The sequence below is a fragment of the Arthrobacter sp. Sr33 genome (assembly GCF_054511195.1).
In genome coordinates this window covers 1-8,331 of record NZ_JBTNDD010000020.1, presented here as the reverse complement: position 1 = coordinate 8,331, position 8,331 = coordinate 1, and the positions used below count along the sequence as shown (strand labels likewise).

The 8,331-nt window shown below is 60.1% G+C and carries 4 protein-coding genes and 2 pseudogenes; 5 read left to right on the top strand and 1 reads right to left on the bottom strand.

Features of this window, described 5'->3' with window-relative positions:
* Positions 1–127 precede the first annotated feature (127 nt).
* Positions 128–1,576: an MFS transporter gene (locus tag ACX80T_RS16185; protein WP_019483913.1), complete on the top strand. Its 1,449-nt coding sequence runs from the start codon at positions 128–130 to the stop codon at positions 1,574–1,576.
* A gap of 159 nt (positions 1,577–1,735) precedes the next feature.
* On the opposite strand, the pseudogene ACX80T_RS16180 reads toward ACX80T_RS16185, so the two are convergent.
* Positions 1,736–2,405: pseudogene (locus ACX80T_RS16180) on the bottom strand (ISL3 family transposase); the annotation flags it as partial.
* A 38-nt stretch (positions 2,406–2,443) separates the two neighbouring features.
* Between ACX80T_RS16180 and ACX80T_RS16175 the strand changes: the two are divergent.
* The 4 genes and pseudogenes from ACX80T_RS16175 to ACX80T_RS16160 form a co-directional block, all read left to right on the top strand.
* Positions 2,444–2,590 (top strand): annotated as a pseudogene (locus ACX80T_RS16175) (IS256 family transposase); the annotation flags it as partial.
* Between the two features lie 402 nt (positions 2,591–2,992).
* Positions 2,993–3,544, top strand: a complete 552-nt coding sequence (locus tag ACX80T_RS16170; RefSeq protein WP_459304925.1) for a phosphoribosyltransferase family protein — start codon at positions 2,993–2,995, stop codon at positions 3,542–3,544.
* A 1,524-nt stretch (positions 3,545–5,068) separates the two neighbouring features.
* On the top strand, positions 5,069–6,112 hold the full coding sequence (locus ACX80T_RS16165; protein WP_024476921.1) for an App1 family protein: 1,044 nt from the start codon (positions 5,069–5,071) through the stop codon (positions 6,110–6,112).
* A 640-nt stretch (positions 6,113–6,752) separates the two neighbouring features.
* Complete coding sequence (locus ACX80T_RS16160; protein WP_162148053.1) at positions 6,753–8,060, top strand: glutamyl-tRNA reductase; 1,308 nt, start codon at positions 6,753–6,755, stop codon at positions 8,058–8,060.
* Positions 8,061–8,331: the final 271 nt, after the last annotated feature.

Genomic DNA, 8,331 nt, shown 5'->3' with positions numbered 1-8,331 from the left:
TCATCCCCGCCCTCGTCGTCACCGCCAACGAAATCACCACCGGCCTCGAACGCTTCGAAAACGCCGTCGGCGCCGTCACCGGAGCCGTGCCCGCCACGACTGGGGCCTGAACAAGAAAGCCTTAAAGATGACCAACACACAGCCCCTGCACGACAGCGACCCCGGAACGCCCAGCGCGCCGGGGTCGGAACCCACTACCTCGGAGGGCAAACGCACCCTCCACCGTTCCATCCTCGGCTCCGCCTTGGGCAACGCCGTGGAATGGTTCGATTACGGCGTCTACGGCTATCTCACCATTTACATGGCCAGGAACTTTTTCGGGTCGGTAGAGGGCGACGGCGGACTCGGCGTCACCCTGACCCTCGCTACCCTGGCGCTGTCCTTCCTCGTGCGTCCGCTGGGCGGCATCATCCTCGGGCCGTTGGGGGACAAAGTGGGCCGCCAGAAGGTGATGGTCCTCACCGTCCTGCTGATGACCGTGGCCACCGGTTCCATCGGCCTGCTGCCAACGCTGGAGACGGCGGGACTCGCTGCTCCGTTGCTGCTGCTCGCCTGCAGGCTGGTGCAGGGCTTTTCCGCGGGCGGTGAATACGGGGGCGCCGCCGTCTATATGGCAGAATCCGCTCCCGACCGCCGTCGTGGTTTCCTGGGCTCCTTCCTGGAGTTCGGCACCACAGTGGGGTTCATCCTTGCCGCCATCGTCTGCACCTCACTCATCACCATTGTGGGTGACCAGGGCATGGAGGACGGCTGGTGGCGCCTGCCGTTCCTGCTGACCATTCCGCTGGGCCTGACGGCGCTGTGGATCCGAACCAGGCTGGTGGAAGCACCGGTGTTCTCCGAAGCATCGCAGCACAAGGAAACGATGCGGTCGCCGCTGCGGCACGTCTTCAAGCACCACTGGCGGCAGCTGCTGGTCTTGGCTGGATTCGTGGTGCTGCTGAACGTGGCGTTTTACCTGATCCTGGGCTACATGCCCACTTACCTGAGCGGCCAGTTGGGGCACAGCACAGCCCAGGGGAACTGGATGCTGGTGGCCATCATGGCCCTGATGCTGGTGGCCATTCCCCCGGTCGGCGCGCTGTCCGACAGGGTGGGCCGCAAGCCGTTGCTGCTGGTGGCCGCGTCCGGGTTCGCGCTGTTGTCCGTGCCGTTGGTCATGCTGCTGGGCCTGCCAAACCTGGTCCTGCAGTTTCTCGGTCTGGCCGTGCTGGGTCTCCTGCTGGTGATTTTGGTGGCATCGGTGTCCTCGACGCTCCCGGCGCTCTTCCCCACGGCGGTGCGCTACACGGGTTTCGCCATCGCGTATAACTTCTCTACCGCGTTCTTCGCCGGACCATCGCAAACCGTTGCGAACCAGCTGATCGAAACCACCGGAAACCAGCTGGTTCCCGGGTGGTACATGGCGGTTGCCGGTGTCATCGGCCTCGTGAGCATCCTGTGCATGCGGGAGACGTCGCAGGCCACGCTCCGCGGCGAGGTTCTGCCCGGCATGCCTGAGTCCGTGGGCCTGCCCAAGGTCCGCTTTGTTGAGCTAAATCGAAAGGACGCCGAGGCCCGCCGGGCCCAGTTCTAAACCCGCATCAGCGACACCACTACCCCCAGCTCCCGACCGACTGCCTCCTCAAGCGAACACAACGGATCACTACCCCCTAGCGCCGGCGTCTGTACTGAAAAGTACGACGGCGGCGCTTGGGGTAGGTGCCGACAGTCGTCGTAGGTGCACATAAGGGGCTCATCGTAATTGAGGGTGTAGCCGTGGTCTGAAGCCGCCGGATTCTAGGAGTGACCGGGCGATGTAGTGGGTGAGGTTCCGGAATCCGAGGGCGGAGCCGCGAAGGTGTTCGAGGCGTCCGTTGATGGCCTCGGTCGGGCCGTTGCTGGTGCCGGGGCAGTCGAAGAAGGCGAGCACGTCAGCGGCACGCTGCTTCAGGGTCCGGCCGAGCTTGCGGATCTCCGTCAAGGTGGCGGGCGCGCCGGCCGCGACGGAGTCGATGAGGGCTTGCATCATCTTCTTGCCGCGGGCCTTATTTGGTTCCCGGTACGCGGCGACGATCCGTTGATAGATGCCCCACGTTGCTTCGACCTCGACGTGCTCCTCGACCGCGAACACTGTGGTGAGTCGGGCTTGCTGCTTCTCAGTGAGCAGGTCAGCGCCGGTATGCAGTGTCCGCCGGGCCCGGTAGAGCGGGTCACCGGCACGACCCCGATCCCCTGTTGTGGCCTGTTGAACCCGTTGCCGGCACCGGTCCAGCCCGTCGCCGGCGAGCCGGATGACGTGGAACGGGTCCATGACCGGGACCGCGTCCGGGAGTTTCCTCGGACGCGGCGGTCTTGACGCCGGTGAACCCATCCATGGCGACTACCTCGACCTTGTCCCGCCAGGCCTGCGGCCGGTCGGTCAGCTAGGCCTTGAAGGCCTGCTGGAGCGGCCTTCGACCGCCGCCGGGCCATCAGAGCCCGCGGACACTTCCCCAAAGAGACCGCGGCGCTGTAGCGCCTCTACCTTGCGACCAGGTCTCTTGACCCCACCGGCGGCGGCAGAGCACGCTGGGTGATCAGGTGGAAACCGGCGCTGAACGCATTCGCTTTTCCCCTTCGCAGGCCGGTTCGAGAAAACCACTCATTGATGAAAACGCCGGACCCCACATGTGAAGTCTCGGGACATCACAGACCACGATCGGCTACACCACTACCAGGGACTTGACCGTTGGATGGTTGGGGATCACCCAATCATCGGACATCTACGGTGGGAGAGCTGCAGGTTTAAACCCGGGTTGAGGTCTTTTGGCAAGGATTGGCCAAGCGACATCGCAGCCCCGGACCTCCCACACCAAGAGGTCAGCCTCTGGCCCCGTGTCGCCATGCGGCGATCACTCGGTGCCTAGATTGAATCGCTAACGCGGCGAAGGCGTCCCGCAAGAGAATCTTTGAGCGACGCAGCCTCCCGGTCTTGCGCGGATAGTTCCGGTCCTGTTGCGAGGATTGATGCATGCGGAAAGAATCTGAAATGCGGGATCGTCTTCTTCAGTCTTTTCGATGGCTGGGGGATAGAACCGATCCAGACTTTAGGGCTGATGTCACTGGATGGTGGCGTAGTCCAGAAACGCTTTCGTCGCTCGGACCGGGTCTCACGGCGCTTTTCCCTGGCTCGACACCGACGGTCGTCATGGGTACCGAGTCTCATGGGAGCTTACTTGGGGTTCTAACGGCGCAGCATTTAGGTATTGGGTTCGCGGAAGTTCGCAAGGATCCTGGGCGAGCGTCCGACAGCGATGCTTGGTGGGAGACGTCGACTGGACCTGATTACCTCAACCGAAGCTTGCGACTCGGGCTGCGCCGCTCATTGTTGAAGGCGGGGGACAGGGTCCTCTTCGTGGATGACTGGATTGCCACCGGCGCTCAGGCCGAGGCATGCCATTCGCTCGTCGAGATGAGTGGTGCGGCCTGGATCGGCGCTGCGGTGGTCGTCGACGGCCTTGAAAGAACCTCTTTACGACGGAAGCTTCAGGTTAGATCGATGCTCAACGTTCGAGAGCTCTAATCCGTTGGAACAGACACTGTCCGGTGAGGGGTCCTCCACGCGACACCAAGCCCTGACCAACAGCAATACCGCTGTCATGAAGAGTCTAAGACTGTGGCGGGGATGGCCCGCACAAGATGTCGGGCAGATGGCTGCCTGGGCGGAGAAGCGTCCTCGAATGTCCAAATTAGTCTGTCTAATCCACGCGGGGAAGGTCGTGTTGGTCCTTCGCTCTCCGTATCTACCTCGAATTACTAGTCAAATTCGATCTATCGACGTTGCACGCATCAGTCATGTGCGCTTTAGTCGTTTTTTCGATGAGATATTTGAGAAAGGAGGCCCGTCCATCATGACTCTCACCGCTTCAGAGCTTGCGCATCGTTGTATCGGTCTGGGCGTCACCCGAGCCTTCGTCGCATATCGGGACCGCCTGTCTTCTCGGGCTGTTCAAACCTTCGGGACAGGAAATACGTCTTCGGCGAGGGCGGCGGAGCCGAGCAGGTGTGGCAACAACAGGGCACGAAAAGGGGGTGTGCACATTGTGCACACCTTGGGGGTCGGACTGGGGCGGATCTGTGCCGGACTGGGCCGGTTTGGGGAGGTTTTCGGGGGAGGCCAGTGTTTGCAAGGGGTGAAAGCCGGTTCAAGTCCCACTTCGGGCACACGTTTCCCCTTGTCAGAGGCTGTTTTGCTCTCTGACTGTGCACAAACCGGCTCAGATGGTGAACAGGGTGTTCCTGTTTCGGTGGGTGGTTGCAATCTTCCCGTGACGGCTCGTCTCCTTTCTCTTCTGTAGCCCTTGGTGGGCTTTCTTACTAGTTCATGGTGGAGTGGTGGTGAAGGTACATGACTTCGGAGAAAGTTTATTGATGTGGCCTTATCGTCGTAGCGCAGCCTCGGGTGTTTTGCCCTGAGTGGTTTGTACGGGGCTGGCGGGATGCGGACAGCTCTTCAGCATGGCCACTATGGCTGAGAGCGGCTCTGTAGCGGTTGAGCCCCCGCATTCGCCAAGACCTCGGTACTTAACCGCTGTTGCGGCATACCAGTTCCGTGATTCCGGGGTCAATCCCGGAATCTGACCGAAGTGGTAGAGCGCAATCCAATTCTGACTCCGCGAGTCGGGCCCGATGGTCGCCCGGGGCTTAAGACCCTGTTGATGGGCGTGTGCCGGGTCTACTGTGGGAGAGGTCGGACCAATACGTATGGGGCGCGTTAAGGACCGGTGAGTGTCAGCTTTGGGGGTCTGGTACGGATCGTCTTCATTGGGGGGTGAAGGCGGCTTCAGATTCCGCCCTTGTCTAGAGGTGATGAACCAAGACGTAATCCAGGGGTCGACTGTAATTGATCAAGAGAATCCGGCCCATGCCGCGTCGTACAAATCAAGACAATACGTTCTCCACCCAAAAATGTTCAGGGACCCGCGACTCCGCTGATTCCTGTAGACGTATCAGGTCTTATCGGCATAATGGGCTACGTGCTTCCGAACGGTGGCTACATTAGGTAGGGGGACGAGACTAGCTTCGTCTTTAGGGGTAACATTTTCGGATGCCTTCTCCTAAAGCTGCACTGAGCCGATCACGCCAAACTGCGGTTGCCGTCGCATACCGCACCGAGACTGGAATCCGGGACCGACTGGCCCGTCGGGCGACCCGCCAAGGCTGGACCCCGGCCATCATTCCGTACTCGGGCTACTCGAGTGCCGATCATGCCCGGGTGCTGGGACGTGTGGTTCTCGCACCAGCATCGGTTGATCCTGCTGCACGCCGCGGCATCTCGGGGTGGCGGCGCCTCCTCACCCTAGAAAGTCCCGGAACTGAAGTATCGATTGAACTCGGCGGTGTCACCACAGTGGTAACCAGCGACGAGGCTGGCATCATCGACGCGCAGCTGAAGTTAGATGGCTCTCTCGAGGCTGGGACGGCCACCGCGCTTCTCACATCGGCGGGCCGTGACCCGGTCCCAGCTGATGTCCACGTCGTGAGCCCGGAGCCATCCCGAGGAGTGGTCTGCGACATTGATGACACCGCATGGGTGACCGGCATTTCCCATCCAGCCCGAGCGGCCTGGAGAACCTTGCGCGGCTCCAGCTCGACCCGGCAGATGGTTCCCGGCATGGCCCGTCTACTTGAAACCGCCGTCGAAGATCAGAACGAGCCAGGAGTGGTCTACTTGAGTAACGGGCCGTGGAATTTCGTGGGCCCCGTGACGCGCTTCTTGGCCAGGAACGACTTTCCCGCCGGTGCGATCCTGATGACCGATTGGGGGATTACCCCCCACCGGTGGTTCCGGGACGGCCAGAAACATAAATCATCATCCCTCGCCCGCCTCTTGGAAGACTTCCCCCACATCACATGGGTTCTGGTCGGTGACGACGGCGAACACGACCCAAAACTGTACCGCGACCTAGCCAAAGCGCACCCCGACCGCATTGCCGCTATAGCGTTGCGCCAAGTCCGACCAGCTGGACCATCCGAACCGGATGGAAGGGCAGAGACCGTGAACGGAGTACCCGTTCTCCATGGAGCTGACGGGGACGTCCTACTGCCCCTTCTACGCGAAGCACTAGGTGACCACCCGCTCAGTGACTGACTACGGGCCGAACGCTATCTCAAGTTTGGTTGTACTTGTCGCAACGCTGCGAAAATAGAGAATATTTCACTGGAGACGGGAGGGGACTTGCCCCGGATTGTGGTCCATTCCCTGGCTTTGGGGATGTCACCAGCCCGTGGTCCAGTGCGCAGGACAAATTATTTGGGCCCCGAGGGTCTACTGCGAACTATTGATCCGATGAGCTTCGCGATCTCACTGGGTATCCGGCCCCGGCTGCGGGCATTGCAACCGAGTTGGATCCGGAGGATATTGCCCTTGCTGACCTCGGACGGATGACGCCGACTCTGGCGCGATCCTGGTCATCGAAGTGCTGCGCCTACAGTCACTGCCTTGGATGAGGAGTGCTGCTGGAATAGGGGACTTGCGGTTGTTTAGGTTAGCGCTGGAAACGGAAGTCGCCCGCTCTTATCCCTGAAAAAATCCCTGATCCGGTCGAAGGATCCAGAGAAGGCGCCGCGATGGACAATCAAGGGGAACGCGTTCTTCTGGGGCCGTTCTCGATCGCTGGCTACTCCAAGATTTCCTCAAGGTTCGCCTATCATCCTGTCTCTAGGTTGATACTGATCGAAAATCATAGGGTCCGCGTCATCGAGTTATTTGGGGGCCAATAATGTCAGAAATGTCGCTGATGGAGGATGATGTTACTCATCAGACTGAAAAGTCTTTGCGGCTTCTGGCCCTTATTGCGAAATACCGAGATTTAGACTGTGACGCGGCGGCCCAGCTTCACTCTGTGTCCTCGCTGATACCTCCGCTTCTCCAAAATAATGGTGATGGAGTATTAGGTTGCGTGGTTCTCTCCACCTGCAACCGCTTCGAGATCTATTGCGAGACCGGATCAACAGGAAACGTTGAATCCGTGTGCTCTGACATTCTGGCAGCTGTCAGTCATTGTTCCGGACTAGACGAGGTCAGCTTGGACTGTTTGTTTGAGCGTGTGTGGGGGACGGCGGTAACGGAGCATTTATTCGGTGTGGGAACCGGGCTGCACTCGATCGTTGCCGGTGAGCGCGAAATTGCCGGACAGATTCGTCGCGCTCTTTCCACGGCGCAGCATGCAGGTACGGCCAGCGGGCTTTTAGTGCGTCTGTTCGAGGCAACGGCGAAAACAGCTAAAGAGGTCGGTGCGCGCACCACACTGAGCAGTTCCAGCAAGTCAATTGCGGTTGTCGCGCTCGAGCTAGCCTCCCATGGGCCAGGTTTCCCTCCCCTGACCGGCGCGTCCGTTGTTTTGTTTGGCACAGGTGCCTACGCCAGTTACGTCCTGAATATGCTTCGGAGCAAGGGGTGTTCGGATGTGTCGGTGTTCTCACGTTCGGGTAGGGCAGAGGCGTTTGTCGAGGGCAGAGGAGCAACCGCCCTTCCCAAAAATGCACTGGCTTCAGCCGTTGCGACGTCTGATCTTCTTATCGGATGTAGCGGTATCGGAACCCGTTTCGGCGTTCCGGAACTTACATGTGGTGAGCGTCCCGTGCGCCGTTCACTTACCATCGTTGATCTGGTCCCTAGCCGTGACTTTGAGGTTGTAGCCGAGGACCAGCCGGACATAACACTCATCGACCTGGAGTCAGTCCGCCAAGCTGCTCCGAAGGCCGATGCTGAGGCGCTGTTTCGTGCACGTGAACTCGTTCAGCGGGCAGCACAACAATTCCAGGACCGGGAGCGAAGCAAAACTGCGGACCAAGCCATCATCGTTCTCCGCCAACACATTCAAACTCTTCTCGACACCGAAATGGACTTAGTAACGCGCCAGCATAGTTGCGCTACTGCCGAAGAGATCAATGCCGCGCTGCGGCGAATCGTCAGGCAGTTCCTTCACGTGCCAACCGTTCGAGCGAGGGAACTGGCTTTGGCTGGCCGCCAGGACGATTACACGAAGGCGCTGGAAGTCCTCTTCGGAATCCACATCGCAGACCGGAACCCATAGTTCAGATACGGCGACAATACCTCCTTCCCTCGTCCTATGGCTTTGCCAGAGTACGGTTCTTCCACTTAGTGGTAGCGCCCCCGTTGGCACTTTTTGCTTATGCCCAGTGGCTGCATGTTCCCGCACTCCTCACCCAGCAGCCACTGGACCGGTCCGCTAACCCGGGGTTTTCATGAGGGTGGGGCCCGTCGGGTGTGTTAAAGCGACGAAAGGTGCTTCTGGGCTGGGAAAATAGTGTTGTTGACGCACTGTTCCACCGGCTGAAAGAAGC